Origin of the sequence: Polyangium mundeleinium (genome assembly GCF_028369105.1) — a bacterium.
Taxonomy (GTDB): Bacteria; Myxococcota_A; Polyangia; order Polyangiales; family Polyangiaceae; genus Polyangium; species Polyangium mundeleinium.
On record NZ_JAQNDO010000001.1, the window covers coordinates 5483383 to 5507962 of the forward strand.

Annotated in this window: 19 protein-coding genes; 9 read left to right on the forward strand and 10 right to left on the reverse strand. The window is 68.7% G+C overall.

Annotated elements, in window-relative coordinates:
* The 3 genes from POL67_RS21900 to POL67_RS21910 all read right to left on the reverse strand — a co-directional run bounded on the left by POL67_RS21900 (position 1) and on the right by POL67_RS21910 (position 3145).
* The gene (locus tag POL67_RS21900; protein ID WP_271920072.1) at positions 1-279 is read right to left on the reverse strand and encodes a hypothetical protein; all 279 of its coding nucleotides are present in this window, start codon (positions 277-279) and stop codon (positions 1-3) included.
* A gap of 320 nt (positions 280-599) precedes the next feature.
* Positions 600-1811, reverse strand: coding sequence for a vWA domain-containing protein (locus tag POL67_RS21905; protein WP_271920074.1), 1212 nt, complete (start codon positions 1809-1811; stop codon positions 600-602).
* A 14-nt stretch (positions 1812-1825) separates the two neighbouring features.
* Positions 1826-3145: an AAA family ATPase gene (locus POL67_RS21910; protein ID WP_271920076.1), complete on the reverse strand. Its 1320-nt coding sequence runs from the start codon at positions 3143-3145 to the stop codon at positions 1826-1828.
* A 161-nt stretch (positions 3146-3306) separates the two neighbouring features.
* On the opposite strand from POL67_RS21910, the gene POL67_RS21915 reads away from it, so the two are divergent.
* Positions 3307-4740 carry a carotenoid oxygenase family protein gene (locus POL67_RS21915; protein WP_271920078.1) on the forward strand — a complete coding sequence of 478 codons (1434 nt, stop codon included), beginning with the start codon at positions 3307-3309 and terminating at the stop codon, positions 4738-4740.
* Between the two features lie 3 nt (positions 4741-4743).
* Here POL67_RS21915 and POL67_RS21920 read toward each other — a convergent pair whose 3' ends face one another.
* Genes POL67_RS21920 through POL67_RS21930 form a run of 3 tightly spaced genes read right to left on the reverse strand, consistent with a single transcriptional unit; the run spans position 4744 to position 9497 of the window.
* Entirely contained in the window at positions 4744-5808 is a 1065-nt protein-coding gene (locus POL67_RS21920) for a multiheme c-type cytochrome (RefSeq protein ID WP_271920080.1), read from the reverse strand.
* A complete protein-coding gene (locus POL67_RS21925; RefSeq protein ID WP_271920082.1) occupies positions 5805-7631 on the reverse strand; it encodes a hypothetical protein in 1827 nt (608 codons plus the stop codon). The genes POL67_RS21920 and POL67_RS21925 overlap by 4 nt, the downstream gene beginning before the upstream one ends.
* A 30-nt stretch (positions 7632-7661) precedes the next feature.
* Positions 7662-9497: a hypothetical protein gene (locus tag POL67_RS21930; RefSeq protein WP_271920084.1), complete on the reverse strand. Its 1836-nt coding sequence runs from the start codon at positions 9495-9497 to the stop codon at positions 7662-7664.
* A 217-nt stretch (positions 9498-9714) separates the two neighbouring features.
* Between POL67_RS21930 and POL67_RS21935 the strand changes: the two genes are divergently transcribed.
* The 4 genes from POL67_RS21935 (at position 9715) to POL67_RS21950 (ending at position 14598) form a co-directional block, all read left to right on the forward strand.
* Positions 9715-11202 carry a multicopper oxidase family protein gene (locus POL67_RS21935; protein ID WP_271920086.1) on the forward strand — a complete coding sequence of 496 codons (1488 nt, stop codon included), beginning with the start codon at positions 9715-9717 and terminating at the stop codon, positions 11200-11202.
* A gap of 44 nt (positions 11203-11246) precedes the next feature.
* Entirely contained in the window at positions 11247-12515 is a 1269-nt protein-coding gene (locus tag POL67_RS21940) for an acetyl-CoA acetyltransferase (RefSeq protein WP_271920088.1), read from the forward strand.
* Positions 12516-12898: 383 nt separating this feature from the next.
* Positions 12899-13489, forward strand: coding sequence for a hypothetical protein (locus POL67_RS21945; RefSeq protein ID WP_271920090.1), 591 nt, complete (start codon positions 12899-12901; stop codon positions 13487-13489).
* Between the two features lie 227 nt (positions 13490-13716).
* Positions 13717-14598 carry a hypothetical protein gene (locus POL67_RS21950; protein WP_271920092.1) on the forward strand — a complete coding sequence of 294 codons (882 nt, stop codon included), beginning with the start codon at positions 13717-13719 and terminating at the stop codon, positions 14596-14598.
* A gap of 25 nt (positions 14599-14623) precedes the next feature.
* On the opposite strand, the gene POL67_RS21955 is transcribed toward POL67_RS21950, so the two are convergent.
* The 3 genes from POL67_RS21955 to POL67_RS21965 form a co-directional block, all read right to left on the reverse strand.
* Positions 14624-15565: a TolB-like translocation protein gene (locus POL67_RS21955; protein ID WP_271920094.1), complete on the reverse strand. Its 942-nt coding sequence runs from the start codon at positions 15563-15565 to the stop codon at positions 14624-14626.
* 355 nt (positions 15566-15920) lie between these two features.
* Positions 15921-17555 carry a hypothetical protein gene (locus POL67_RS21960; RefSeq protein ID WP_271920096.1) on the reverse strand — a complete coding sequence of 545 codons (1635 nt, stop codon included), beginning with the start codon at positions 17553-17555 and terminating at the stop codon, positions 15921-15923.
* A 63-nt stretch (positions 17556-17618) separates the two neighbouring features.
* A complete protein-coding gene (locus tag POL67_RS21965; RefSeq protein WP_271920098.1) occupies positions 17619-18401 on the reverse strand; it encodes a peptidoglycan-binding protein in 783 nt (260 codons plus the stop codon).
* 188 nt (positions 18402-18589) lie between these two features.
* On the opposite strand from POL67_RS21965, the gene POL67_RS21970 reads away from it, so the two are divergent.
* Entirely contained in the window at positions 18590-19168 is a 579-nt protein-coding gene (locus tag POL67_RS21970) for a BP74-related protein (protein WP_271920100.1), read from the forward strand.
* A gap of 10 nt (positions 19169-19178) precedes the next feature.
* Here the strand turns inward: POL67_RS21970 and POL67_RS21975 are convergent, their stop codons facing one another.
* Positions 19179-19658: a Mut7-C RNAse domain-containing protein gene (locus POL67_RS21975; protein ID WP_271920102.1), complete on the reverse strand. Its 480-nt coding sequence runs from the start codon at positions 19656-19658 to the stop codon at positions 19179-19181.
* A 211-nt stretch (positions 19659-19869) separates the two neighbouring features.
* Here POL67_RS21975 and POL67_RS21980 point away from each other — a divergent pair, with 211 nt between their 5' ends.
* The 3 genes from POL67_RS21980 to POL67_RS21990 all read left to right on the forward strand — a co-directional run bounded on the left by POL67_RS21980 (position 19870) and on the right by POL67_RS21990 (position 24526).
* The gene (locus tag POL67_RS21980) at positions 19870-21921 is read left to right on the forward strand and encodes a DUF4139 domain-containing protein (RefSeq protein ID WP_271920104.1); all 2052 of its coding nucleotides are present in this window, start codon (positions 19870-19872) and stop codon (positions 21919-21921) included.
* Between the two features lie 807 nt (positions 21922-22728).
* Positions 22729-24063 (forward strand): tellurite resistance TerB family protein, encoded by a 1335-nt coding sequence (locus tag POL67_RS21985; protein WP_271920106.1) that lies wholly within the window; start codon positions 22729-22731, stop codon positions 24061-24063.
* A gap of 31 nt (positions 24064-24094) precedes the next feature.
* Complete coding sequence (locus POL67_RS21990) at positions 24095-24526, forward strand: archease (protein WP_271920108.1); 432 nt, start codon at positions 24095-24097, stop codon at positions 24524-24526.
* Positions 24527-24580 lie beyond the last annotated feature (54 nt).

Genomic DNA, 24580 nt, shown 5'->3' on the forward strand with positions numbered 1-24580 from the left:
TCATGGGGAGCCTCGGCGCAGAGACGAGAGGTGCTCGACGTGGACGAAGGCTACCCGCGCGAGTGTCTCGTCATCCAGGTGATCGAGCGCCTCCATTTCGATGAGCGTCGCGGACCCTCGACCGGCGGCAAACCAGAGGAGCGGGACGACCGGCCCGGCGCCGCAGGCGCAAAACCGTGGGTAAGAGGCTTCGAGGACGCTGAATCGCTCGCCGAGGACGACGGGGCGTTTCGCGTGGTAAAGGCGTGTGCTGCCGGGCGGGATCGGGACGGGGATCACCTCGCCCGCGACCCATTCCGCGTAGGATGGGGCCTCCGGATCTTGAAAGAGAGACGTATGGCAAAATCGCGTCCGGCGGTCGCCGCACGCCCTGCAGCGCATCGGAGCCGAGAGGAAGTCCGAGCCCCCGGCATTGGGCGTCCGCGGCGCGGAGACCAGAGGCAGGTACGCGTGCTCTTGATACGCGGCCGCGAGGATCCGCCGGCGCTCCTCGGGCGTTGCGTCCTTCAGGGTCTTCGCCCATTGCGAACGCTCCGTACCGCGAGCCGCACGCGGGGCAAGACACCATTCCGAGGACGTCGTCGAAGGCTCCCATGGTTTCACCTATGCGTCACCGCGCGTCGCCGCTCGAGGATCGCGCGTTCGCCCCACGGGCATGCAAAATTCTGCGGCTTCGTGAGGATCCAGAGCGTCGGCACGGGCGGCGGCTCCTCGGGGAACGGACCCTCGCCGTCGGTGAAATACACGATTCCATCGGGCGCGTGCGGGCGCCAAAAACTCTCGGCGAAGACCTTGCGGAGATCCGTGCCGCCGCGCCCCTGCACGTCCTCGATCGCGCCGGTGAACGGGTAGACGCGCTGGATCTCGCAGTCGCACTCGACGACCGTGAGGCGGGCCTCCTCGGCGAGGAGCGCGAGCTGCTTTGCGATCTCGGCGAGCTCGGCGTCCGACATGCTCATCGACGTGTCGATCGTCACGAGCACCCGCGGCCGCGCCATCGCCCGCGGCGACCACGCGCGCCCCGGCACTTCGCCGATGCGCGAGGGAAAACGCCGGCTCGGCCGCGCGAACGTGCCCACGGGCGTACGCCGCCGCGACGTGAACATGCGCAGCGCCGTTTTCCAATCGACGAAACATTCGGGTGGCCCGAGCACGCCGTCGAGCTCCGCGAGCAGCCTCCCCGGCTCCTTTCCCGCGAGCAACCTGCGCTCGGGCGGGCCCTCCGGCCCGACGTCGCCCGCGGTCTCCATCGCCCGTGCCACGAGCATCCGGGCTTGCTCTACCGAGCCGGGCGCGCCCGCTGCGCGCCGGAGCAACCTGTGCTCGTCGACGCTCTCGCCGCCCGGCGCGTGTTTGGCCGTGAATTTGCCGGCCCGCGCCGCTTCGAGCAGCTTTTCGTAGCGCTCCAGGCTGCTCTGGCCCGCGCGAATGCCGAAGGCCGTGTATTTCTGCCACGTGATCGGGTCGGGCAGGGGCTCCTCGATGTACTCGTTCGCGCTCATTTCGAGCGCCAGTTCGAGGAGCTCCGGTTCGGCCGGATCCGCGAATTTGGGGTGCGAGAGGTGCCCGAGGACCACGTGATGCACCTCGTGCAGGAGCACGCCGCGCAGCCATTGTGGCTCGCGCAGGAACGAGTCGACGTTCACGTGCAGGAAAAACCGCCCTTCGTGGAGCGAGACGGCCATCCGCTTCACCGACGGATCGGCGACCGGCACCATGTTCGCGAGGGCGGCCGTGTAATACGGGTACCGCCGCGCGAAATCGCTCGTCTGTACGAAATCGTCGAGGAAGGCGCGGACGGGATCGACCATGCGTTGCTTTTCCGTCAACCGGGGCGGATGGGGGTGATGCCGAGGCGCTTGCACGTCGCCACGAGATCGAGCGCCCAGCGCTCGGGCAGCTCGGCGAGCAGTACGCCGAGGCTCGCGCGCACCACGTTGCTGCGCTTGACCTCCGCGAGCTTGGTTTGTCGTTCGAGGTGCGAGGAGAGCGCCGTCACGGCGAGCCCCACGCGGTGCTGCTTCAAAGGCTCGGCAGCCCACCCATTGAGCTTGCGTTGTGCGGGGCTATTCGCGTAACGCTCGCAGAGCTCCTCGGGGCGGACGTCGATGAGCGAGGTCGCCGTGGGGTTTCGCCCAAGCGCCTCGACGAGTTTGTCGCGCTGATCGCCGGGGAGATCCGCGAGCAGCGCCTCGAACGAGGCGAGCGTGATTTGCCGCTCGGCCGCGAGCACGCCGGCCTCGGGCCCTTCGAGCAGGCGCACGAGGCGTGTCGTGATCTCGTCGAGCCGATCGGTTTGTCCGGCCTCGGCAAAGCCGCGCACGGCGCGCGAGAGATCGGCGCGGTGATCGTAGTCGGCGAGCAGCGCGCGCACGTCGAAGGGCAGGCGGCTCGACCACACGCCGCGGCTCGACACCACGAGCTCGAGCCACGACGTCGGCAAATACCCCGAGAGCGCGTCGCGGAGGAGGCCCACGTTCTCGATTTCGTCGGGCCGCAGCGTCTTGAGCAGGTGCGAGACGTAGGTCCAGGTCCGGGGCGGCACGTCGTCGAGCACGCGCTCGTGCGCCTGCGCGATCGCGATGACGCCCGGGTGCACGTCGTTCACCTGCGCCCACGCGAGCCAGCTCGGGCGGTCGGCGCGCACGGGCAGGCTCAAAAAGCGCGCGCGGAGCGCCTTGTCGAGCGGCGTCACGTGGTAGCCCTCGGTCTCGGGGTTGACAGCGGCGAAGCAGGCCCAGCCCGGCGGCAGCTCGTATCCGTGCAGGCGCCGCGCGCTGAGGAGCTGCAGGGCGGGCTGCTGGATGTAGCGCTCGGCGCGGTTCAGCTCTTCGAGCATCAGGATGCCTGCGCCGTCTTGCGGCAAGATCTCGGGCACGGCGTATCGCGTGCGGCCGTCCTGAATGACGGGCAGGCCCACGAGGTCCGGCGGCTCGAGCAGCGACAGGTCGAGCACCACGTGGGCGATACCGAGGCGATCGGCGAGTTTCTTGACGATGTCGCTCTTGCCGATGCCGGTTGGCCCTTCGAGCAGCACGGGGCGCCGCGCGCGATAGGCGAGCTCGAGCGCGGCTTCGAGCCGGGGGCCGACGGGGATGTGCGCGGGGCGGCTTTCGAGGACGGGAGCGGAGGAAGGCTTTGCCACGGGATGCTTTCGGCTAGCACGTGCGCGGGCCGCTGCCACGCTCCTTCCGAGAGCATCGTTCCGCGGGACATCGGCCCTTGCGCCTCGATACCGGCTTCCTTATCCTCCCTGGCTCGCGCACGTGGGGCGCGCGAGCTGCCCCGTCCACGCCGGAGAGAGCCATGACGACGTCGATGACTTCGAGCGCCGAGATCCCCGCGCCGCCGCCTTATCTGTCGGGCAACTACGCGCCCGTCGATCGCGAGATCACGGCGCACGATCTGCCCGTGATCGGCGAGATTCCGCGAGACCTCGCGGGCGTGTTCGTGCGCAACGGCTCGAACCCGCGATTCCGCCAGAAGGGCCGTTACCACTGGTTCGACGGCGACGGCATGATCCACGCGCTCCGCTTCGAGGACGGGCGCGCGAGGTATACGAACCGCTGGGTGCGTACGTGGGCATTCGTCGAGGAGGAGAAGGCGGGCGCGTCGCTCTGGACGGGCGTCACCGAGCGGCCGGATTTCACGAATCCACGCGGACCTTTCAAGGACACGTCGAACACCGACCTCGTGTTTCATGGGGGCCGGCTGTACTCGCTCTGGTGGCTCGGCGGCGCGGCATACGTCGTGCATCCGACGTCGCTCGACACGTGCGGCACGGAGACGTGGGGCGGCAAGATGCCCACGATTTCGGCGCACCCCAAGGTCGACGCGGTCACGGGCGAGCTCATGCTCTTCGATTACAAGCCCTTCCCGCCGTACCTCACGTACGCCGTCGTCTCGGCTTCGGGCGAGCTCGTGCACAAGACCGAGATCGAGCTGCCCGGCCCGCGTCTCCAGCACGATCTCGCGATCACCGAGCATTTTGCCATCTTCTTCGACATGTCGATGCAATGGGACCCACAGCTCCTCGCCGTCGGCAAGACGAAGGTGAAATATTTTCGGGACAAACCTGCGCGCATCGGCGTGCTCCCGCGCCACGCGCCGGGCTCCGAGATTCGCTGGTTCGAGACCGAGCCGTTTTACATGTACCACACCATCAATGCGTGGGAGGAGGGGGATCGGATCGTGCTCGTCGGCTGCAAGATCGATGCGCCCGTGGTCGGGGATCCGCAAAACCCCGCGCGTGAGGTGCCGACGATCGGGTTTTTGCGGCTCGAACCGAACCTGTATCGGTGGGAGCTCGATACGAAGACGGGCGCCGTGAAGGAGTCGCGCCTCGACGATGTGCTCACGGAGTTCCCGCGCATGGATAACCGGGCGCTCGGAAGGAAGACGCGGTATAGCTACAACCCGCGGCTCAGCACGTCCGCGCCGACGTTGCTCTTCGACGGCGTGGTCAAATACGATTACGAGGCGGGGACGAGCGCGGCGTTTTCCTATCCTGCGGGCCGCTTCGGCAGTGAGGTCGTGTTTGCGCCGCGCGTGGGCTCGAAGGGCGAGGACGACGGGTACCTCGTGACGTATGTTGTCGACGAGGCGAGCGGCGAGAGCGAGGCGTACGTGCTCGACGCGAAGGACGTCTCCCGGGCCCCTCTCGCGCGGGTCAAACTCCCGCAGCGCGTGCCGACGGGGTATCACGCGTGGTGGGTGCCGGGATCGGACCTTCCGGCGTGACGCTCAGGGTGGGGCGAGCGTGCCTTCCGCGAGCACGACCTCGCCCTCCACCACGGCGTGATCCGAGCTCTCCTCAATCGGGTGCTCCACGCGCTCGTAGGTGACTTGCCAGAGGATCGGCGCGGTGTTGGCCTTTTCGCCGAGCGAGAGCGTGATGACGGACGGCGCGCCGGGCATCACGCGATCATCGCCGGTGAGCACTTTTATGGAGTGGCCGTCGCGCCCCTTGCCGCGGCCGAAGCGCCGCGAGAGGTAACGCGCGTCCTCGGAGAGCACGCTTTGCTCCGGGCCCACGGCCTCGGCGCGGATGGCGAGGCGCCGGAAGAGATCCCCGGTGGGGAAGGCGTGTCCAAGGGCGAGCGGCTCGATACGTACCTCGACGGTGCTCGCGCTCGCGCGCGTGGCCGTGATGCGGGCCGAGGCGCGGAGGAGCGCGGGATCCCGCGAGGCCGGGAATACGTGGCTGCGGTGCCGCGACGCGCCCTCGCCCACGAGGGGCATGTGGCATTCGGCGCAGCTCGCGTCGGCGAATGGCGAGGCCCGGTGCTCGCTCGCCGTCGCCTGCATGAAGAGCGGCGTGAAGCGGCGATCAGGGTCGGGAAAGGAAAACTCGTGACAAGCCGCGCAGGCGGAGGCCGAGGCGAACGCGGCCGCGCGCACGACGGGGTGCGGCGCGATTCGTTGCGTTTCGCGCGGGGCGGCGAGCACGCGCGAGCCGTCGCCGTGGCACGAGGTGCAGGCGACGCCGAGGGCGCCGAGATCGGGAGGTGGATCCCGCATGGGATCGGCCTCCGGCGCATGGCAGCCGCGGCAGAAGGGCAGGGGCTCGATGGCGAGGGCTCTTTGGTAGGCCGGATCGTCGTGGGCCTTTTTGTGCAGCGAGGCGCGCCATTCTGTTGCGATGTCCGCGTGGCAGCCCTCGCAACGCGTGTTCTCCTCGGCCGCGTGGGCGGTGCGTGGCACGGGCGCGGGCCCCGGCATTCTCGTGGGCTCGGCCGACTCGGCGGCAGCGAGCCCGAGGAGCCCCGAGGCGAGCGTGGCGAGGAGGACGATCCTTCCGGAGGTCATGGGTTCGCCTTGACAATCTCCCCGGTGCGCAGGTCGATGCGGATGTCACGATTCGTCCGGGCGGGTGTTCCGCAAAGGAGCTGCGGCGTCGAGCCCCTCACGCCTTCCTGAATGGTCTTCACGAGCTTCTGGCCCAGGGAAAAACTCGGGACGAAGGCCACGAAGTAACGGCGGCCCATTTCCTCCGTCTCGGCGAATTTCACGCCCGAGAGCTCGGTATGGCCTTTGATGGCGGCGCGGGTGAGGGGAAAATCGTAATCAGGCGGGGCCACCTTCGCGAGCTTGTAGAGCACGACGAAGAGCTCCTTGCAGCTCGGCGTCCCGGGCGTGATGCGGGCAAACGCGTCGGGCTCGGTCTTTTGCACCGGGCGCGACGGCGGCGTGCCTTCCCCGGGCGCCTGCGGGGCGTCGAGATCCAGCACCTTCGTGGGCTTTTTCGTGGAGAGCACCGTCACCTGGCCGCCGGCGCGCGCCGCGACCAGAGTCTCGTCGCTGCGGAAGACGATGTCGATCGGCGTGCCTTCCTCGACGGGATCGAGCTCCGGCAAAGGGATCACGTGGAAGCTGTCCTTTTCAAAGGTCAGGAGCTGTTCCGTGCGTCCGGCCCATATCGTGCCGTTCGGGCCGAGTTTGGCCCATTCGAGCGGCCGGTTGTTGCCGGCGAGCGTGAAGGTCGCCCATTTCCCGGACGTGTATCGATCGAGCCCCGTCTCGCGCACGAGCCAGAGCGCGCCGTCCTTCGTGCGGAAGGCATCGTTGATGCTTTCCTTTTTGCCGGGCGAGATGTCGCTCCAGGCCTTGCCATTCCAGTGCGCCGCGTAAGCCCCGTGGTCTGCGGGCTGGGCCACGGCGAGGATGTCGTTCGGGCCGAGCTCGTAGAAGCGCGAGCCGGGCGGGAGCGAGGTCACGGCCTCCGAGCCTGGAAGCACATCGATCACCGACGTGCGCGAGCCCTTGGGCCAGCGCTCCACGGCGAGGGGCCCCGCGCCCGATTGCCCGTAAAACGAGGGCTGGTCTCCCTCGCGGCATACTTTTCCGAAGCCGATCAGATCCCCCGATGGTAACCGCGCGAGGTCGGCGTGTCCGAGCAGCTTCGTCTTGCAGCTCCCCGTGCCTTTGGTGATTTCGGGCGCGGGCGGGCTGCTCCCGCCAGGGCCGAGCACGAAGATCGGCTTGGCTTCGTCGAGCTTGGGATCGTTGATCTCGTACAGCGTTCGATCGCCCCACGCCGCGCTCGAATAGATCGCGCCTGCATAATACGCGTTCGAGACGGCTGGCGGCATGGGTCTGTCGGGGTCGCGCGCCCAGGCCGAGCCTTTCCAGGAATAAAACACGTCCTCGCCGCCACGCTCGCCGGGCAGGTTGAGCCCGAGCTTGCCGTGGTTCGGCGGATCCCCCGTGATCCACATGACGTAGAATGCATTGGGCTCGCCGATGCCTTTGAGCCCGGCATAGAGGCTTGCATCGACCCGCGCGCCGGTTTCGTCGATCCGAATGGGCGTAGAGAGGTAATCCCCGCTGATGGCCGCGACGAACGAGGGGAGCACGAACATCCGGAAGCTCGGCTGTCCGTGCACGATCAGCGGGTGGAAGAGGCTCGGCGACCGCGCGGGTCTTTCGCGGGCGGGGCTCGGCGTTTCGTTCGGGGGGGGCGCGTCGGTTGTCGTCGGCGCTGTGCTCGCGATCGGGGCTTGGGTGTCGGCGGGCTTCGAGGCGTTCGCGTCGACGCTCGCGGGGCTTTGCGGCGCGCCGCAACCGAAGGGGAGGGCGGCGAGCAGCGCGGCGAGGGCAGGGGAGGGCGAACGGCGGGCGCGGGAGACCATGCCCGACGATAACGCGACTCGCCTGGACGCTCAACAGCCGCAGCCGACGAACTCCAGGGAGAGGTTGTCGAGCCAGAGCGCGTTCGAGCCCGTGCCGTGGTCGAAGCGGATGTACACGCCCTTCGAGCTGCCGAACGGGATCGTGATCTGCGTCTGCGCCGTGCACGCCTTGAGCGCGTTATGGCCCGTGACGCTGGTGAAGATGCCTGATTTCTCGCAGGACTCGATCGTGTCGTTGCTCTGCTGGTAGGTGACGTTCACGTTCGCGAGATCGAACTGGTAGTAGGTGTAATTCAATCGCACGGAGGTGCAGCTCGCGTCGCCCTTGTAGACCCAGATCGTGGGATCGATCGTCGATTCGTTCGTGCGGAGGGTGCGGCCCGTCATGCAGGGCGGCGTGTTCGAGGCGAGCGGGATGTAATCGTCGCACCAGTCGACCTTGTACACGCCCGCGGTGAGCGGGCTCGCGTTGCCGTCGTCGAAGGTCTCCTGGTAGACCGCGCAGGTCTGAGCGGCGCAACCCTCGTTCGTTTGTCCGTCGCAATCGTCATCGGCGGCCGTCATGCAGCTCTCGGGCTGCGGAAGGATCTCGCCGGTGCAGGCCCCGTATCCGGTCCCCTGTGCATTGCAGGCCCGCGTGCCGGCCTTGCAGGCGCCGATGCCCGACGTGCCCGCGGGGCCGGTGTAGCAGCTCTGCGTGCTGCCCGGGGCGCAGACGCAGCCCTCGTTGGATTGTCCGTCGCAATCGTCGTCGCCGGGCGTGGCGCAGGTCTCGGTCGCCGGGAGGGTTTGTCCCATGCAGGCCCCGAGCGAGGTGCCGAGCGCGTTGCACATCGCCGTCCCGGCCTTGCAGAGGCCCACGCCGAGCGTGCCCATCGGCCCGGTGTAACAGGGGAGGACGGCGTTCGGGGGGCAGACGCAATCGGCGCCTTCCTCGTTGGTTTGTCCGTCGCAATCGTCGTCATCCGCGGTGGCGCAGGTCTCGGCCAAGGGCGTGACCTCGCCGGTGCAGGGGCCGTAAGCCGTGCCGAGGTCATTGCAGACCTGCGTGCCCGCCATGCAGATGCCGAGGCCGGCTGTGCCCATGGGGCCGGTGTAACAAGGCTCGGACGAGCCGGGGGCGCAGACGCAATCGTCGCCTTCTTCGTTGATTTGTCCGTCGCAATCGTCGTCCTCGGCCGTCGCGCAGACCTCGGCGACCGGGGTCACTTCGCCCGTGCAGGGGCCATAGGCCATTCCATCCGGATTGCAAGTGATCGTGCCGGGCTTGCAAGCGCCGATGTTTTGTGTGCCGCGCGGGCCCGTGTAGCAGGTCTCGATGGAGCCAGGCATGCAAAACGGTGGGGCGCCGCCCATGCCGCCATTGCCGCCGCCGGTGCCGCCCATGCCGCCGGTGCCGCCCATGCCGCCTATGCCGCCGCTGCCACCCATTCCTCCGACGCCGCCACCGCTGCCGCCCGCACCGCCATTGCCGCCGGCGCCACCGCTGCCGCCCGCACCGCCATTGCCGCCGGCGCCGCCGCTGCCACCACCGTTTCCGCTCCCGCCATTGCCACCGTTGCCGCCGGCGCCGCCCATTCCCCCGACGCCGCCCATTCCCCCGACGCCGCCCATTCCCCCGACGCCGCCCATTCCCCCGACGCCGCCCATTCCCCCGACGCCGCCCATTCCCCCGACGCCGCCCATTCCCCCGACGCCGCCCGTCCCGCCGGATCCCACGGTCGCGCCGCCCATTCCGCCATGGCCTCCGGTTCCGACGGAGCTCGCGCCGGAGCCGGTTGCGCTGGTCTCCCCGATTTCGCCGGCGTCACCACAGCCGAGGACCACGACACCAAACCAGAGCGGAAGGACGAGCGAAGTGCGCATGGCCCGACGGGACACGACCACGCGCGGAACGTCAAGAGGAAGCCGGGCCTTGCGCGGCCACGAGGACGGTCGCGCGAGGCAAAGGCAACAAGGGCGCGTGCTGCGGACGGGCGTCCCTCGCTGCCCGTGAGGTGACTGGCACAACGGTTCGCGTGACCCCAAAGATGAGAACGATTTTCATTTTCATGTTCGGCGGGGACTGGTAGCTTCACGTTCCATGAATCGCTACACGATGGGCGCGTTTGCCCTTGTCGGGTTCCTCGTGGGCTGCGGGAGCGATGCGCCCCCCGCGCCGGGCACGACCGTCGGAGAGGTCGTGCACCCTGAGTTGCCGCCGCTTCCCGAAGTATCCGGGCTCACGCCCCTGCCGGACCTGAACCCAGACCCCCACGTCGTGGAGGTCGACCTCGTCGCGCGGCCCCACGCCGTGCAGCTCCTCCCGGGCCAAGCCACGCAGCTCTTCAATTACAATGATCAATTCCCGGGGCCGCTGCTCCACGCGCGTGTCGGCGATCGGGTCATCATTCATTTCAGGAACGAGCTCGCCGAGGAGACCGTCATCCACTGGCATGGGCTCCGGATCTCCGATCAAATGGACGGCTCCCCCGTGATCCAGAATCCGGTGCAACCGGGCGCGTCCTTCACGTACGATTTCGTCGTCCCCGACGCCGGCACGTTCTGGTATCACACGCACCTGCACCAGATCCAGCAGCTCGAATACGGGCTCTACGGCGCCCTCGTGGTCCACGAGCGGGATTTCCCCGTGTTCTCGGCCGAGCGCATCTTCGTCGGCGACGACATCCGGCTCCGGACCAACAACAACCAGATCTCGGGCTTCCTGACGAGCGGACCCGACATCGGCGCGGGGCGCGTCGGCAATCGTCTCCTCTCCAATGGCAGGATCATCAACGGCGAGGACGGCGATGGGCCCGTGACGTTCACGATTCCGCGCGGAGCCATCGAGCGGTGGCGCTTCGTGCTCGCGACGAACGCGCTCTCGTACGGGCTCCGCATCCGGGGCGCGGATGCGCGTGTCATTTCGACCGACGGCGGGCTTTTGCCCGAGGCCTTCGCGCTGGAGCGCGTGGAGATCGCGCCGGGCCAACGGTACGATTTCGAGGTGCGCCCGAAGGCGGACGCCACCGAGGTCGTGCTGGAGGCGCTCGTCCTCGTGCTCGACGAGAACGACAACGTGGTCGAGGCGCCCTTCGTGCTCGCGCGCGGGACGATCGAAGGCGAAACCGTGACGGCGGAGCCCGTTTACCCGAAGGTCTCGTTGCCCGCGACCTCCGTGGAAGCGACAGCGCACGAATGGAAGCTCTCGGGCGGGGTCGTGGACGGGCAGGTGCAATTCACCATCAATGGCGTGCCGTCCTTTGTGGGGGAGGGGCACGAGCACGTGCTGCTCGACACGTTCGAGCCGAATGTCCCCGTGAAGATCACGTTGTCGAGCAACGTGAGCCCGCGGCACCCGTTCCACATCCACGGCCAGTTCTTTCAGATCCTCGAGCGCGGCGGAAAACCGGTCTTCGAGCCCGGGTTGCGCGACACGGTCGAGGTCCGCGGCAACGAGACCGCCACCATTCTCACGTACTTCGAGAACCACGGGCGCTGGATGGTGCACTGCCACATCTCGGAGCACAGCGAGAACGGGATGATGGCCGATGTCCAGGTCGGCACGCAGGCCGCCGGGCACGGACATTGACGCCCTTGCCGCCGGGGCCACGCGCGCCGTAGAGTCGTCGCACCATGACGGCTTCCCCCCGCCTCGCGCCGCGTGATCGCGTGCTCCCCCCGGTCTTCGTCCTCGGCGGCCACCAGACCGATTTCGCCAGAAACGTCACGCGGGAAGGCAAGGGCCTGCTCGATCTCGTCGGCGAGGCGGCGACGCTCGCGCTCGAAGCCGCGGGCGCCGAGGCCCGCGAGGTCGAGGTGGGGCACGTGGGCAGTTTCATCCCCGAGCTTTACACGGGCCAGAGCCATCTCGGCGGGCTGCTCGCCGAGGCGCATCCCGATCTCGCGGGAATTCCCATCACGCGGCACGAGGCCGCCTGCGCCTCGGGCGGCGTGGCGGTGCTCGCGGCAATGGCCGATCTGCAAGCCGGGCGCTACGACGTCGCGCTCGTCCTCGGCGTGGAGCTCATGCGCGCGCAGTCGGGCTTCGAATCGCAGCAGAAGCTCGGCGCGGCCGCGTGGGTGCCGCGCGAGACGAGCGGCGTCGCGTATCCATGGCCGGAGCTCTTCAGCCACGTGGCCGAGGAATACGATCGGCGTTACGGGCTCCGGCGCGAGCACCTCGCGGCGCTGGCCCGGAACAACTACGAGAATGCGCGGAGGAACCCGAACGCGCAGACCCGCACCTGGACGCTCTCCGAAGGCGCGTTCGCCGAGGATGACAAGGAAAACCCGGTGATCGCCGGCCGCACGCGCCGCTACGACGCGAGCCCCGTGACCGACGGCGCCGCCTGCGTGGTGCTCGCGTCGGCGGACTACACGGCCGCATGGGCGCGGCGGCGCGGCGTCCCGATCGAGAGCGTCGCGCGCATCGAGGGGTACGGGCATCGGACGGCGCGTATGGGCATGAAGGACAAACTCGAAGCGAGCCGGGGCGAGCCGTACGTGTTCCCGCACGTGCGCGGCGCGGTGCTCGACGCGTTCTCGCGGGCGAGGATCGAGGGGCCGAGCGCGCTCTCGGCCGTCGAGGCCCACGATTGCTTCACGATCTCGCATTACATGGGGATCGACCATTTCGGCATCGCGCCGCCGGGCGAGCCGTTCCGGGCCATCGAGGACGGCACGGTCCTGCGCGGCGGGAAGCTGCCGGTGAACCCGGGCGGCGGGCTCATGGGCATTGGTCACCCCGTGGGCGCGACGGGCGTGCGCATGCTGCTGGACGCACAGAAGCAGGTGACGGGCGCGGCAGGTGAAAATCAGGTGCCGGGCGCGAAACGCGTGGCGACGCTGAACATCGGCGGGAGCGCGACGACGGCGGTGGTGCTCGTTATCGGGCGGGCGTGATTCGATCGTCATCGGGGGGGACCCGAAGGCGAAGGGTGAATGCGGCGGAAGCGCGCGCCTGACGGACGCCTGCGCATTCCGTTGGGTCGAGCACCCGTACGATTTGCCTGGTTCTCGGGAACGAGCCGCGGGGAGGGGCGCCTGCGCTGCGCCGATGCGCCCGGGACGCCGAGGGCGGCTGCGCGGGGCCTACCCACGGAGCAATTTGCGCCCCGGCCATCGCGTCCGATTCAAGGGAAACTCTGGCCTGTCCGGAGGAGCGCGGGCCACGACGTGACCTTCGTCCGGGTTTGCCCGCGGCAGAACGATTGCATTGCGGGCACAGCGCGTGAGGGGTGGCTCTCGAAGGGAGGGCGTCCTCTCCACGCATACCGGAGGAAGCCATGTTGAAGCGCATTTTCGCCATCGGTCTGACTGCCGTCGCATTCGGTTCTCTCGCATTCGTGGACGTGAAAACCTCGGAGGCCGCCGGCGGGCAGGAAGGCCTTCGCCCCATCGAGCCCGAGGCCACCTGTGCCAGGCAGTTCGGCTTCGAGGAACTCCAAAACAGCTGCGGAAACCCGCAATCCATGGGCTGGCAGAGGGGGCCGAAGTGGTTCAGCATTTCGTGTACGCGCACGGATCTCACATGGAAGCAGAGGGAGTTCCTCGTCCCGATCGAGCTCGGGGTGAGTAGCTCGACCTACGCGGAGCTGAGCTGTGAAAAGTCCTGCGTCAGCGACACGGGCAACAAGGATCACTCGAAGACCATGGTGGTCCAGGCGCCTTGTCGCGAGTACACCGAAATGGAAACCACGTTCAAGCGTGACGTGACCGTCCACGACTGCAAGGAGCTCTTGTCGTTCAGCAGCGTCGCCGAGCTGTGCGATGCCAAGCTGAAGGACGCCCAGGGCGCGTGGGCCTTCGTGGATACGAAGGAGACCGGCAACGTCGTCAATTCCTGCAGCGAGGCGAAGCTTACGCCGCAGCGGTAGAAGGAGCCGTCTCACGCCGGGAAGGCGGGCCGCCCCAGCGGTCGGCCTTTCCGGCTCTTTCCGTCTGTAGCCTTTGGAGTCGAAAACGCGACAAGTCGTTCGTTTGCACGGAGGAGTTCCACCATGGCGTCTCGTGTCCATCCTGCTGCCCTCTTGCTGATGTTGTTCGGTACGCTCGCTGGGTGCGGCGATGACGCACCGAAGAAGACAGCGATGTGGAGATTTCCGTGGAGGAAGTCACCGAGAGACGTGGCACCACCCGGAAAAACCTCGTGATATCGGAGGGCCAGTTCACCGCAGAAGCGACGATCAAGCCCTGGTCCTCGTGGTGGTACCCGACCGTGGACGATTTCCTCTTCACGGAGACGAACGGAGAGCTCTCGCCTCTCCAGAAGTACGACCTCTACAGCAGCACGTTCCAGCACAAGACGACGAACGCGGCGGCCTACGAGCGCAACAAGCTGTACGATGCGCGGGCCGATTCATGGTCGGGTCTATGCTTCGCGTGGGCGCTCGCCTCGATCATGGAGCCAGAGCCGACCAAACCGATGGTTCATGGTTCGCTGCGCTTCAAAGTCGGTGACCTCAAGGCGCTCCTTCTCAAGACGTACGAGGCCGTGACCGACACGCCCACCCTCGGCGATCGCAACGACGGCGCGTGGAACGACAATTACGCGGACATCCTGCCGCACACATTCCATCGGGTCCTCGTCGCCGAGCTCTTCATGAAGCGGCGTCCGTTCATCATCGACAGGGACGCCGGACACGAGGTCTGGAACCTGCCGGTGTACAAGGCCATCACGAAGATCACGCGTGACGCGAGGGCGCGCGACGTCGTGCACGTCCGTACCGTCCTGTTCGTGGCGACCCCCAACGTGAAGTCGTATGATTACGTGGGTACGGAGGTGACGACCCGCGAGTACACCTACGACCTCTACGGCGTATGGGAGGGGCGGCGCCTCGTCGTGCGCGCAGGCGCGTGGACCGGGAATTCGCGCGCCGATCACCCCGATTTCGTGGTTTTACGTCCCGACCCCGTGACACGAGCGAGCTTCAACCCCGAGATCGACATCGCGACCGTGGACGCCATCCTGGGACGAGACCCGTAGGCGTTTGGCTCGCCAGGTCCGCCGATCAGGGAAGCGCGATCCGCAGAATGGACGACCCTGAAATCCAGTAAAGGTGCGTCGCGTCCACCGCGATGTCCACGACCACCTCCTGCCCGCTCGCGAGCACACGCGCGACGTCCGCGCCTGCCTTCGTTTTGCGCCGGAGCCCCGAGCCGCCGGTGTCCACCGTATCCATGCTGAAGTAAATGGCCTCGTCGTCGGTGACGATCTTCGGCATGGAAAACGCCGTGACCTTTCCACCTTGAAAGACGCTCGTCGCGCCGGAGCCCGCGTGATCGGAGACCCAGACCTTCGTGGCGCTCGCTTCGACGCTCACCCAATAGACGCCGCTCTTGTCGGCGGCGATCATCCCGAGCATGCCAGGGCCAGGCGCGAGGACCTGCGGAACGCCGCCTGCCGCGGACACGCGCGCGGCGCGCCCGCCGAGATACTCGCTGAAATACACCATCCCCTCGTGATGCGCGATGCCTGCCGTTTGCGAGATGTTGCCGTACCACTCCACGTCGGTCACGAGATCCGAGACCGGCCCTCCCGTGACGGGCGCGCGGTACAAGACCTGGGTGGTGGCGATGAAGAGCGTCGCACCATCGGTGGCCAATCGCAGCGGCGAGTTGACGTCGACGAGCTTTTGCCCGAAGCCGCCGGCCGGATCCCCGAGCTTGGCCGTGGAGATCGAGTTGCCTTTGGTATTGCACCAGAAGAGGACCCCATCTCGCTCGACGAGCTCACTCGGACCGTCTTGCCCCTTCACGAAAGGCGTGGGCACGGAGCCAGCCTTGGATTGGCGCATGATGTCCCCGCCCGTGTTGTTGGTCCACAGGACCTCGTCCGCCGTGAGCGCGATCGAGCTCGGATAATTCTGCCCCGAGGCGAAGAGTTCGGGCACCACACACGCGCCGCCGCCGCAATATCCGGGGGCGCATTCCCCGTCGTCGGTGCATTGCATGCCGCTGCTCGACGAGGCTCCGCCGCCCGTGGACGACGACGACGAAGCCGGCGCACCGCCCGCGCCGCCCATACCGCCCGCGCCGCCGCTGCCTCCTGCGCCCCCGGCGGAGTATTCCCGCGGTTCTGGAGTGCATCCAGCGGTAAGGAGAAGGCAAGCGGTGATGGAGATGTAAAGGGCGTGAGCGAGGTGCACAACTCGTCTTCGCATTGAACGCGGGCACCCGTCAAGGTGTGTGCCCTGCACGACAGGAAGAATGTCAGCGCGCGAAGGCGTCCGCGTGTTCGCGGAGGAAGGCGGCGAGGAACGTGCGCATGTCGCCGTGCCCGAGCGGGAGCCGTGGAGCTCCCCCCGTTCACTTCTCGTACATTTTGCCGAATTCGCTCGTGATCGTCGGCGCTGCCTGGTAGCCCGACGAGTTCTCCTCGCCGTACTCGTTGTCGTTGTCACCGTAATCGTACGGCGGCAGAACGTCCCATTGCGGCAGCGGGATGATGTAGCCAATCGCGTCGTTCGCGTTGTTCACCATCACCTTGATCGAGTCCTTCGGCAAGACCGCCTGGATCGGCGTCTCGGGGACCGCGTCCGGGTAATCGGCGCCCTCGGGCTTTTCGATGTACGAGCTCCCGTCCGGCTTCTGGAGCCAGAGCTCGGTGTAGAGCTCGCCGGGCACCGTCGCGATCGCCACCGGGCCGATGTGAATGCCGTTCACCTCGGTCGCGATGACCACGTCGCCGTTCAGCAGGAGGCCGACGCCGAGGGTCGGCCGCTCCTCCTCCGACACGCGCTTCCCATCGGACCAGTAGACGTCGCGCGGCATGAGCCCGGAGAGGACCGCAATCGCGAGCGAGGTGTTCGTCGCCGGCATCAGGAACGCCCGGCGGTGCACCGCGAGCGAGGGCGCCTCGTCCTTCGTCGTCTTCGCGCCTTCGAGCGCCGCGATCGCCGCCTCCGCCGCGCCCTTGCCGACGTACTCCGCGCGCTCCCACGTGCCCTGCTTGCACGTCTCCATGCCAGCGAAATCCGGGCAGCCGACGATCCCGATCGTCGTCGTGAGGCCGCCGAGCGGGCCATTGAAGAAGACCGCCGGCGCCCCCGGCCATTTCGCCTCCATCGTCTCGCGGAGGAAATGCGGATAATCCGACGTGAGTAGGGTGTTGTCCGAGCCGAGCGCCTCGGGGTGGTTGCCCCAGAACACCATGTTCGTGAGGACCGCGTCGCGCTCGTCCCGGAACTGGAGCGTGGTGATGTTCTGATCGATGACGAAGGGCCTGCGCGTGTCGTTCACGAGCTCCGGCGCCTCTGCCTGCGCGGCCACGAGGTGGGCCTTCTTCTGGCCCGCCTTCGCCTCTTTCAGCGCGAGGACGGCCTGCTTGACGATGAGATCCATGTAGGCGGGATCGATGCCCGTGTGGCTCGGGCTGCGGCCCCACATGCCCATCGTGTCGCGCGCCTCGTGCACGTGCGTGGAGGCGACGAGGATGTGATCGAAATCGAGCCCTTCCGCGGACGCGGCCCTGCGGATGTCGAGCACGTATTGCTGGAAATACCCCACGAGGTCGAGCGAGACCATGCCCACGGAGATGTCGCCCTGCTGGAGGACGACCGCGCGCGCCCAGACGTCGTCATGCACGCCCGTCGCGGCGCGGCCATTGCCGAAGCCCGCGAGCCAGACGCCGTCCCATGTCCCATTGCCGTTCGCGTCCTCGAACGCCTCGCCCTCGTCCCACTGGCCATTCTGATCGGTGTCCGTCCAGGTCTCGATCGTGGGCGTGATTTTCTGCACGGAGGCGCCGACGTAGAGGTCCCCCTCGGCCTTTTCGCATCCGGCCGCCCCGGGGCAGGAGAGGTTCGTCGCTTTGCCTTGGTCGTCAGCGATCGGCGTGCGGGCGGGGGGCGCCGGCGGCGATTCCTCCCCTCCGCAGCCGGCGAGCGTGGGGGCGAGGAGCGACGCGGCGAGGAGGGCGAAGGACGGGCGGAGCGGGCGCATGGAGATTTGGTACAGCGAATCCGCCGCGCTTGGCAAGCGGCGCGTCCGCCCCGCGCGCCCGCGTCAATCGTGCGGCAAATTGCCCGCCCAGCGCTGCAGGTGCGAGGTGGGATCCATGAGGTCCGCGCGGCGCTGGTAGGACGCGCCGCTCGCCGTCTTCGCGCCGCCCGTGCGTTGCGTGAGGGGGCCGGAGAGGTTGCCCTTGTACATCTCGAGGTGGAGCATGTCGCTCGGCACCTTGATGCCCACGAGGTGCCCGACCTTGGCGATCCGGTCGCCGGCCTTGACCTTGTCGCCTTGCTTCACGGTCGTGAACCGCTGGATCTCGCCGTACCGGATGACGAACGAGCCGTGGTTCACCTCGAGCGCGTACGTCTCGCAGTAAAACGGATACGGCCCGAGGCTCACCTCGCCGTCGGCGATGGCGTGGACCCACGTCCCGAGCGAGGCGTAGAGGTCGCAGCCCGCATGCGCGCGCGTGCCGCCGCTCCGCCGTGATCCGAACGAGCGCGGCGCGCTCGTCCAGTTCACCGTCGGGAGCTTGCTGAACGGGAAGCACTCGCTGCCCGTGACGATGGGCGTGTCGCGCACCGAGGTGCCGACGGGCGTGGCCTTCTTTTGCAGCAAGACCTCCCACGTCCTCGGCCCCACGATGCCGTCGTCCGGGACCAACCCCTGGCGCCGTTGAAACGTGCGCACGGCCCGCTCGGTGCCGGGGCCGAACTGTCCATCGGGCTTCACGTCGAACCCCCAGCCCGCGAGCGCGCGTTGGAGGATCTTCACCTCGTCCCGCAGGTGCGGGGATTTGTCGGCGTAACCTGCCGAGAGCCGAAGCGTGGGGTGCATGAGCGCATTCTAAACGAAACACCCGCCCGCGCCGCAAGACGTCGAGAAGCTGTCGTTCCGGCCCACGTTGTGCCACACGCGCCACCACGGCCAGACGCGGCGCGGCGTGGGTCTGGCCAGAATCGATTTTTCCGCTGGCATGGAGCGTGCTGGAAGGGGTGGGCATGAAACGGATTCACTCACTTGCAATGGTTCTTTCACTTGTGGCGACGACTGCGTTCCTCCAGGGCTGCGACAAGGGACAAACGTGCGACGCCGCCTGCGGCGCGGGCGGCGAGGGTGGTGAGGGTGGTCAAGGCGGCGCCGGAGGGCAGGGCGGCAGCGGTGGTCAAGGCGGCCAAGGCGGCCAAGGCGGCGCGGGTGGTCAAGGCGGCGCCGGAGGGCAGGGCGGCCAGGGTGGCGGCAGCAGCGCGCTCTGCGAGGAGCGGACGGGCGGCGCGCTCGTGACGTTCGAGGTCGTGGATCAGCCGTTCACGGTCTGGATCACGAACCAGGCCTTCATCGAGGAGGCGAAAAACCTGAAGGAGATGGGCACGACGCGCATCCCGAACTTCGAGGTGGTCCTCGACGGGCAGGACTGCGATCCGAAGTGGACCTTCCACGTCGACCCCGAGAAGGTCGCCTTCGTGGACACCACCATCGAGCTCTGCGACGGGACACCGGAGTACGTCGAGGAGCACACGGCCGCGTGGATCGATGAGGTGAAGCAATACTGCCCGTGGAACGCGAAGGTGACGAACGTGGAGGTTCGTCCGAGCACGCCTTGATCACGCCGCATCAGCGCACGCGCGCGGCAGCCTCCGCCTCGGCGAGGACGCGCGCGATGCGCTCCCAGTGCGAGCCCCTCCAGAGCAGCTTGCCGCAGCCCTCGCAGCGGTAGAAGGTCTGGATCCGCGAAAGCGTCTTCGGTGGCGCCTCGGCGCGCGCCTCGTCCTTCGTGAGCTCGAGGAGCGCGCCGCCGCAGGTCATGCACCGCGGCGGCAGGAGCGGGAGGGAGAACGCGCCGAGGACAAACCGAAGCTCCCCGGACAACCCCAGCGCGCGCGGCACGAAGAGCGAGCGCACGCGCCCTTCGCGGACGGGCGTGCGCTCGAAGATGCCTCCGTCGGAGCTCAAAAGGATGCGCCCGCTCTCCCCGGCCCGCGCGACGAGGACAGCATCGTCGATGCCTTGCTCGAACACGGCGTCGTAGCCCGCGGCGCGGAGCCACCGCGCGAGCCCGCCCAGCATCGCGTCGCAGAAGAACCGCGGCTCCACGAGGCTTCAGTGTATGCCGCGGCGGGCCGAGCGAAAGGTCACGCAAGGAGAGCGCGGAAAACGGGGAGGCGGGCTCGTGTGCATTGACGTGCCCCGCCCCGTGCTCGACGAACATGGCAGTGCGGTCGGGCGGCATGCCGCCGATGCGCGGGCCTCCGGGGGAGCGCGGGCGAGCCGGGCGGAGCCCGAGAGGCGCGAAAGGGGAGGGCACATGAGAAAATCGAGGATCGGGGCCACGTGGGCCCTCGGGCTCATCACCACGTCGTTCGTCGCGGGCTCGGCGTCGGCCGAGGAGCTCGCGCTCAAGCGCGTGATGCTCTCGACGGGCGGTGTCGGGTACTTCGAGCACGAGGCGCAGGTGTCGGGGGACGCCGAGCTCACGTTCGACGTGCGGCTCGATCAGGTGAGCGACGTGCTGAAGAGCCTGCTCGCGATGGATCCACAAGGTCGGCTCGGACAAGCGAGCCTTCCGGGGCGCGCGCCGCTCTCCGAGATCTTCCGAGATCTGCCGTTCTCCCAGGCGGACCTGTCCTCCACGGCCTCGCTGCTCCGCGCGCTGCGTGGTCAAATGCTGCGCGTCTCGGCGCACGCGACGACCATGGAGGGGCGGCTCGTCGCAGTGACGGAGGAGAAGGTCTCGCTCGGCGAGGGGCAAGGGACGATCGTGCGGAACAGGCTGTCGCTGCTGACGCCGACGGGCATGCGGCAGGTCGTGCTCGAAGAGGCGGACGCGATCGAGATCATGGACGCGCGGCTGCGCGCCCAGGTGGAGCAAGCGCTGGCCGCGATCGCGGCGTACGCCGCCGCGGATCAGCGCACGATCACGATCGACGTGCACGGGCAAGGCGAGCGGACGGTGCGCGTGGGGTACGTGGTCGCGGCGCCGCTGTGGAAGGCGACGTATCGGCTCGTGGTGCCCGAGAAGGACGGCGAGGCGAAGCTCGAAGGCTGGGCCTTGCTGGAGAACATGAGCGGGCAGGACTGGAACCGCGTGGAGCTGTCGGTGGCGTCGGGCAACCCCGTGACGTTGCGGCAGGCAGTCTACGAATCGTATTTCGTGAACCGACCGGAGGTGCCAGTGGAGGTGCTCGGGCGCAGGCTGCCGCCCGTCGACGTGGGGGCCGTGCCGGAAGCCGAGCTCGCCGAGGCGGCCAATGGCGGAGGGGGCGGGGGGCGCATGATGCATGGCTTCATGGCGGCGCCTTCAGCCGCGGACGCCTTGATGCACAGCGCGCGGTCGGCCGCGGAGGAGGGCGCACCAGAGCCGCCGCCGATCGCCGAGCCCACGGAAGGCGCGACGCAGGTGGTCTTCCGCTTCCCGGATCCCGTGGATCTGCCGCGGGGCCAATCGCTGCTCGTGCCGATCGTGAGCGAGTCGCTCCCGATCGAGCGGGTGTCCTGGTACCGCTACGACGTCGACGCGAGGAACCCACTCGCATCGGTGCGACTGACGAACGACACCGAGACGGGTCTGCCGCCCGGGATCCTGTCCATCTACGAGAACGCGCAGGCCAACGAGCCGATGTCGTTCGTCGGAGACGCGCGTCTCGGCGCGCTCCCTGCAGGGGAGGATCGGTTCGTGAGCTACGCGGTCGATCTCGAGGTGCGCGTGGACCGCGAGGAGAAGTTCGCGCAGCTCGTGAAGGGCGCAAAGATCGCGCGGGGCGTGCTGGAGGTGCGTCGCGTGGAGCAGCGGACGACGGTGTACAAGATCAAGGGCGCAGCAGACGAGGCGCGCGTGCTCGTCCTGGAGCACCCGCGCATCCAGGGGTTTACCCTGGCAGAGCCGACGGAGGGCGTGATCGGGACGACGGACACGCACGTGCGAATCCGGCGTGAGGTTCCCGCAGGACAAACCGTGACCGTGGAAGCCGTGCTGGAGCGGCCGATCGAGCAGAGCATCGTGATCGGGTCGATCACGGCGCAAGAGCTCGGAGTGCTGCTCGCGTCGACGGAAATGTCGGCGGCAGTGCGGGCCGCACTCGAGCACGTGGCAGAGCTGCAGCGGACGCTCGCGTCGCGGGAGGAGGCACTCGCGCTCTTGCGAACCGAGCGGCAAACGCTGGTGTCGGATCAGGATCGGCTGCGCCGAAACCTCGCCTCGTCGCCGCAAGGCAGCGATCTGCACACGCGGTACCTGGCAGCCCTCGCGTCGACCGAAGATCGAATCAGCGAGATCGACCGGACGATCGACACAGCGGAGGCCGCCGTGCGCGTCGCACGGGAAGAACTCGCGGACTACATCGCGAACCTGTCGATCTGACGGAAGGGACCTCACGGCTTGGGGCGGCGCCTCGCTGGGGCGTTGCCCCAGGCCCCACCAGGGGTTGTCCACCCCTGGACCCGGACCAGCGAGGCGCTGGACCCGGGGTCGATGAACTGCGCTCCGCGCAGTTCATCGAACGGCCAGGGTCAAGACCGCCAACGACCCTGCCAACAGAGAGCGCGGCGCTGCAGGTCCAACCGGCGGCGTGCCCGTCGCCCGCTCGAGAGCCACCTCCATGGTCTTGCCACCGGCCCGTTGGAAGAACTGCGCGGAGCGCAGTTCTTCCACCTTCGGTCCAGGCCGTGCCTGGTCCGGGTCGAGGGGCGAATAGCCCCCGCGGGGTCCGGGGCAGCGCCCCGGCTGCGCGCTCTGGTGCTGCAGGATGGGATGCGCAGAGCGCGCTCGGCGACCTGCAGCGCCGCACAACGGGAGACGGCCTTGCGGGGGGAGACTTGCGGCGCTGCAGGTTGGTGCCTCTGGAGCGGGGTCTTCGAATGGCGGCGCTGTCGACTGCGTGCGGGTGCGTGCGGAGGGCGGTTTGCGGCGCTGCAGGGTGGAGGATGTGCTCGGGGAGTGGCGGTTTACGATGCCCGAGGTCGGCGGGGGCGCGGATGGGGACTGGGTTGCGGCGCGGCAGGAGGCCATCTGCGGGGAGCGGCCGCGATCCTGCGGGGATGCAGGGCATTCGGTGGGGACTGGACGACGCGTGGGCTGCCCGGGAAACTGCGCCTGGCGGGCCCATGGGGGGCTTGGTGAGGCCCGCTGGTCTTGAAAGCGGCGCGCGTTCTGGTGAACATGCGGTCCATGTTTGATGCGCAGAGGATCCTGGGCGCGCTGGTCTCGGATGGGGTCGAAGGCGGGAGCTTCCGTGATTCCGGCCGTCGTCGGCGTTCCCGCGACGATGAGTACGAGCGTCGCGACGACGACAGCGGTATCGGGGCGGGCACGCTGCTCGCGGGCGCTGCTGGGGTCGCGGCGGCGGGCGGGCTCGCGTACATGGCGTATCAGCACTTCAAGCAGCCGGCGGCGCCGGGGATGCCGGGTGCGCCGGGGATGATGCCGGGTGCGCCGGGGATGATGCCGGGGGCGCCGGGGATGCAGGCCATGCCGGGCGCGCCTGTGCAGCAGCAGCAAGGGTTTTTCGGGCAATTGATGGGGTCTTCGTCCGGGCCGATTCCGCCGGGGGCGCCGCAGGGGGGCGGCGCGACGAATTTCGGGGTGCCGGTCTACCATAACGATCCGTCGACGTGGGGGACGAGCGCGCCTGCGGCGCCTGCGCAAGGACACGCGCCCTGGGGGGGCCCGCAGGGCGGCCCGCCGCAGCCGGCGCAGCCGTGGGGAGCGCCGCCCAACCCGGGACCCCAAGCGGGCTGGGGCGGGCCTCCGCCCGCGCAACCGGCGCCGGCTGCACCTTCGCAATGGAACGCGCAGCCGAACACGACGCCGACGGCGCAATGGGGGACGCCGCCCCACGCGACGCCGCCTGTGCCGGCTGCACCTTCGCAATGGAATGCGCAGCCGAGCACGACGCCGACAGCGCAATGGGGCGCTCCGCCGAACGTAGCGCCGCCAGCTCCGACCGCGCCGCCTGCGCAATGGGGCGCTCCGCCGAACGCGGCGCCGCCGGCTCCGCCTGCGCACTGGGGGGCTCCGCCAAACCCGGTCGCCACACCCGCGCCCGCGCCCGCCGCCGCTCCCGCGCCCGCTCCCGCAGCCGCGCCCGCGCCCGCTCCCGCAGCCGCTCCCGCTCCCGCTCCCGCTCCCGCTCCCGCCGCCGACGCCCACGCCGACGCCTTGCTCCTCGTGCGTGCCATGATCACCGCTGCCTTCATCGACGGCCAGATCGATCCCGAGGAGCGCGCGCGGATCCTCGATCGCCTCGCGCGCGCCGGCCTCGGGCCCGAGGATCGCGACGCGCTCGCCCGCGAGCTCGAAGCCCCGCAGCCGCCCTTCGCGCTCGTCGGGCAGATCCGCTCTCCCCAGATGGCCGAGCAGTTTTACGTGGTCTCGCTCCTCTCCGCGGGCACCGAATCCGAGGCCGAGCGCTCCTATCTCAAAGGCCTGCCCTCCATGCTCGGCCTGCGCCCCGAGGACGTCACCCGCTTGCATGGGGGCCTCGGCATTCCGCCCCTCCCGTGACGTCGGCCCCCCGGCGACGATATTCCCCCGCATGACGTTCGGCCCGCATGGCCCGCGCCACACCTTCGAGGACCACACGGCCGAGCTCCGGCTCGGCCTCTTCGCGCCCACGCTCCCCGAGCTCTTCGCCGAGGCCGGCCGCGCGCTCGCCGAGCTCGCCGTCGGGGAGGCGGCGCCGCTGCCCGAGGCCGCCGGCGAGCGTGTCTCCGTCTCGCTGCATTCGGTCGACCGCGAGGCGTTGCTCGTCGACTGGATGAACGAGCTCGTCTTTCGGACCGAGGTGGACGCGCGGGTCTACGTCGATTTCCATTTCGACGAGCTCGCCGCCGATCACCTCGTGGCCCGGGTGCGCGGCGCGGTCGTCCCGGACCTCCGGCCCCTCGTCAAGGCGGCCACCCTGCACGACGTCCACATCACGGAGGATTCGCATGGCTACTCGGTCCACGTCGTCCTCGACATCTGAACCCGCGACACCCGCGACCCCGAGACCTCCGCCGCTCGTCGAGGTCGCTCCCTC

Bases quoted from the DNA above. Each gene is read 5' to 3' on its own strand.
- POL67_RS21905 (WP_271920074.1), bottom strand. From the start codon at position 1,811: ATGGTCGATCCCGTCCGCGCCTTCCTCGACGATTTCGTACAGACGAGC.
- POL67_RS21915 (WP_271920078.1), top strand. From the start codon at position 3,307: ATGACGACGTCGATGACTTCGAGCGCCGAGATCCCCGCGCCGCCGCCT.
- POL67_RS21920 (WP_271920080.1), bottom strand. From the start codon at position 5,808: ATGACCTCCGGAAGGATCGTCCTCCTCGCCACGCTCGCCTCGGGGCTC.
- POL67_RS21925 (WP_271920082.1), bottom strand. From the start codon at position 7,631: ATGGTCTCCCGCGCCCGCCGTTCGCCCTCCCCTGCCCTCGCCGCGCTG.
- POL67_RS21930 (WP_271920084.1), bottom strand. From the start codon at position 9,497: ATGCGCACTTCGCTCGTCCTTCCGCTCTGGTTTGGTGTCGTGGTCCTC.
- POL67_RS21935 (WP_271920086.1), top strand. From the start codon at position 9,715: ATGAATCGCTACACGATGGGCGCGTTTGCCCTTGTCGGGTTCCTCGTG.
- POL67_RS21940 (WP_271920088.1), top strand. From the start codon at position 11,247: ATGACGGCTTCCCCCCGCCTCGCGCCGCGTGATCGCGTGCTCCCCCCG.
- POL67_RS21945 (WP_271920090.1), top strand. From the start codon at position 12,899: ATGTTGAAGCGCATTTTCGCCATCGGTCTGACTGCCGTCGCATTCGGT.
- POL67_RS21955 (WP_271920094.1), bottom strand. From the start codon at position 15,565: ATGCAATGCACCGACGACGGGGAATGCGCCCCCGGATATTGCGGCGGC.
- POL67_RS21960 (WP_271920096.1), bottom strand. From the start codon at position 17,555: ATGCGCCCGCTCCGCCCGTCCTTCGCCCTCCTCGCCGCGTCGCTCCTC.
- POL67_RS21965 (WP_271920098.1), bottom strand. From the start codon at position 18,401: ATGCACCCCACGCTTCGGCTCTCGGCAGGTTACGCCGACAAATCCCCG.
- POL67_RS21970 (WP_271920100.1), top strand. From the start codon at position 18,590: ATGGTTCTTTCACTTGTGGCGACGACTGCGTTCCTCCAGGGCTGCGAC.
- POL67_RS21980 (WP_271920104.1), top strand. From the start codon at position 19,870: ATGAGAAAATCGAGGATCGGGGCCACGTGGGCCCTCGGGCTCATCACC.
- POL67_RS21985 (WP_271920106.1), top strand. From the start codon at position 22,729: ATGTTTGATGCGCAGAGGATCCTGGGCGCGCTGGTCTCGGATGGGGTC.
- POL67_RS21990 (WP_271920108.1), top strand. From the start codon at position 24,095: ATGACGTTCGGCCCGCATGGCCCGCGCCACACCTTCGAGGACCACACG.